At 74.3% G+C, this 3,252-nt stretch carries 3 protein-coding genes; 1 reads left to right on the forward strand and 2 read right to left on the reverse strand.

From position 1 onward, the window contains the following. Nucleotides 1-106 precede the first annotated feature (106 nt). Nucleotides 107-1,525 (reverse strand): transcription antitermination factor NusB, encoded by a 1,419-nt coding sequence (locus GTW40_RS31325; RefSeq protein ID WP_161183515.1) that lies wholly within the window; start codon nucleotides 1,523-1,525, stop codon nucleotides 107-109. An 83-nt stretch (nucleotides 1,526-1,608) separates the two neighbouring features. Then, complete coding sequence (fmt, locus tag GTW40_RS31330) at nucleotides 1,609-2,541, reverse strand: methionyl-tRNA formyltransferase (RefSeq protein WP_161183516.1); 933 nt, start codon at nucleotides 2,539-2,541, stop codon at nucleotides 1,609-1,611. 280 nt (nucleotides 2,542-2,821) lie between these two features. On the opposite strand from fmt, the gene GTW40_RS31335 reads away from it, so the two are divergent. Next, on the forward strand, nucleotides 2,822-3,252 hold a 431-nt coding region (locus GTW40_RS31335), incomplete at its 3' end, for a hypothetical protein (RefSeq protein ID WP_161183517.1).

Below are 3,252 nucleotides of genomic sequence, written 5' to 3' on the forward strand. Positions count from 1 at the left end.
GTGGCTTGTCGCGCAGTTCCCCGCGCCCCTGGAGGGGCGCGGGGAACTGCGCGAAAGGCCACCACGTGCCCGCGCCCGAGGAGCGACCGTCAGCGCCCCAAGGCGCTCAGGCGGTGCGGCGGATCAAGGCGAGGTACATCGCGTCGGTGCCGTGGATGTGGGGCCAGAGCTGGATGTCGGGGCCTTCGCCGAGGTCGGGGACGTCGGGGAGGAGGGGGCGGGCGTCGATGAGTTCGGTGTGGGGGCGTTCCTTGAGGACGTCGGAGACGACCGCGCGGGTTTCGGCGAGGTGGGGCGAGCAGGTGGCGTAGCCGACGACGCCGCCGACGCGGACCGAGTCCAGGGCCGTGCGGAGCAGCCCCCGCTGGATGGGGGCGAAGTTGTCGAGGTCCTCGGGACGGCGGCGCCAGCGGGCCTCGGGCCGGCGGCGGAGGGCGCCGAGGCCGGTGCAGGGGACGTCGACCAGGACGCGGTCGAACGTGCCGGGCTTCCAGGGCGGCCGGGTGCCGTCGGCGGCGATCACCTGGTACGGGCCCGGGTTGCCGTCCAGCGCCCGCGCCACCAGCCCCGCACGGTGCGGCTGCTTCTCGGAGGCGAGCAGGAAGGCACCGCGCTCGGCGGCGAGAGCGGCCAGCAGCGCGGCCTTGCCACCGGGGCCCGCGCAGCCGTCGAGCCACTTCTCGTCCGGGCCGTCGACGGGCGCGTTGGCGAGCGCGAGCGCGACCAGCTGACTGCCCTCGTCCTGCACACCCGCCCGGCCCTCGCGCACGGCCTCGACCGCGCCGGGCTCACCGCCCTCGGCGAGCCGGACGGCGAACGGCGACCAGCGTCCGCGTACGGCCGCCTCCTCGTTCAGCAGTTCCTCGGCGGTCGACCGGCCGGGGCGCGCGACAAGGGTGACCTCGGGACGCTCGTTGTCCGCCGCGAGCAGGTCCTCGATGCCCGCGCGGCCGCCGCCGAGGGAGTCCCACAGCGCGGAGACGACCCAGCGGGGGTGCGAGTGGACCACGGCGAGGTGGTCCTCGGGGTCCTCGTCGTACGGCGGCGCGACCTTCTCCAGCCAGCCGTCCAGGTCGTCCTGGGCCACCTTGCGCAGCACGGCGTTGACGAACTTGGCGCGTCCGTCACCGAGGACGACACGGGCCAGCTCGACGGAGGCGGAGACGGCGGCGTGCGTCGGGATGCGGGTACCGAGCAGCTGGTGGGCGCCGAGGCTGAGCACGTCGAGGACCGGGGGGTCCACCTCGCGCAGCGGGCGGTCCACACAGGCGGCGATGATCGCGTCGTAGGTGCCCTGGCGGCGCAGCGTGCCGTAGACCAGCTCGGTGGCGAGGGCGGCGTCCCGCGCGTCGAAGTCGCCGTTCTCGCGCGCCTTGCGCAGCAGCGGGGGGAGGACCAGGTTGGCGTACGCGTCCCGCTCGTCCACCGCGCGCAGCGCGTCGAAGGCGAGGATGCGGACGGGGTCCTTCTGGGGGCGCCGGTAGGGCTTGGCGGGCCGGTGCGGCCGACGGGACTGCTCGCTCACGAGAAAAGGTGCTCCGGATACGAAGAAAGGGGTGCGGCCCCCAGCCTACGTCGGCCGGACCCCACCCCTCCTCTTCAGGGCGTTCAGGCGCCCAGTGTCTCGCCCTCGGCGATACGCACTCCGCGCGCCCAGTCGGCGGCGCGCATCGGCTTCTTGCCCTGGGCCTGCACCCACAGCAGCTCGACGGCGTACGAACCGGTGCCCACGTGCACGCTGTTCTTGCCGACGGCGAGCCGCCCCGGCGCGAGGTCGGTCCGCTCGGGCACCGGCACGACCTGGACGAGCTTGAGCCGCTCGCCCCGGAAGACGGTCCAGGCACCCGGCGCGGGAGTGCAGCCGCGCACCACCCGGTCGACGCGCAGCGCGGGCGCCGCCCAGTCGACGCGCGCGTCCTCGACCGTGATCTTCGGCGCGAGGGTGATGCCGTCGGCGGGCTGCGGTACGGCCTTCAGGGTGCCGTCCTCGATGCCGTCCATGGTCGCCGCGAGCAGCCCGGCACCGGCGAGGGCGAGCCGGGTGAGCAGGTCGCCGCTGGTGTCGGTGGAGCGGATCGCCTCGGTGACGGTGCCGTAGACCGGGCCGGAGTCCAGGCCCTCCTCGATGAGGAAGGTGGACGCGCCGGTGATCTCGTCGCCCGCCATGATCGAGTGCTGCACGGGGGCGGCGCCGCGCCAGGCGGGCAGCAGGGAGAAGTGCAGGTTGACCCAGCCCTGGGCCGGGATGTCGAGCGCGACGCGGGGCAGCAGGGCGCCGTAGGCGACGACCGGGCAGCAGTCCGGCCCGATCTCCTTCAGCCGCTCCAGGAACGCGGGGTCGCGCGGGCTGACCGGCTTCAGCACCTCGATCCCGGCCTCCACCGCCCGCTCGGCCACGGGCGACGCGACCAGCCTGCGCCCCCGCCCGGCCGGCGCGTCGGGCCGCGTGACCACGGCGGCCACCTCATGCCGCCCGGACGCGATCAGCGCATCCAGAGCGGGAACGGCAACCTCGGGAGTTCCGGCGAAGACAAGCTTCATAACCAGGATCGAGCCTCTCAAACGGCTACGGACGGGCAGCGCACCAGTCTATGCCGCCGCGGGAGAGCCGCCGACGGCGCTTGACCCATGCCAGTTGTTCAGCCTGTCAGCCAACTGGAAACGGGTGGTGCGCGGGTGGGAGAACCGGCGTACAAAACACACCGCACGCCCCCACCGCGTGACCAGCGGAGCCCCCACGCGTTGGTCAAGACAGAGTTGACCAACACCGGGCGGCTGAAGCGGCCCGGTCCCTTTCAACGCCGGTTCGAGAGGCTTGTTCATGGCCGACCACGCAACCCACGACGCCCAGGCCCGGGCCAGCCTGCACCTCCTGGTGCGGGACATCGAGCGGGTCCGCCGCCAGGTGGACGCACTGCGCACGCTCACCGCCCAGCTCGGCAACGTCTACCGCCCGCGCCGCTCCGGCCCGTCCACCGGTTTCGTCGTCTACGGACGCGCCCCCGCCCCCACGGTCCGCCTCGCCCAGGAACTCCGGGACAGCGTCGAGACCCTGGTCACCGCCGCCGTGGACTTCGACCGCTCGCTCGGCTTCTCGTGGGACGCGGTGGGCTCCGCGCTCGGCGTCACCAAGCAGGCCGTGCACCGCCGTTACGGTGCCCGCCGCGCCGCCGCCCAGGCGGCCGCCGACGCCGAGCGCGCGGGCGAGCCGTCGGGCACCCGGACGCTCAACGTGCCCACGGTCCCCGCCGC

Source organism: Streptomyces sp. SID4985 (assembly GCF_009863025.1).
Classification (GTDB): domain Bacteria; phylum Actinomycetota; class Actinomycetes; order Streptomycetales; family Streptomycetaceae; genus Streptomyces.

Excerpts from the sequence above, each read along its gene's own strand:
- fmt (WP_161183516.1), bottom strand. The coding sequence starts at position 2,541 with ATGAAGCTTGTCTTCGCCGGAACTCCCGAGGTTGCCGTTCCCGCTCTG.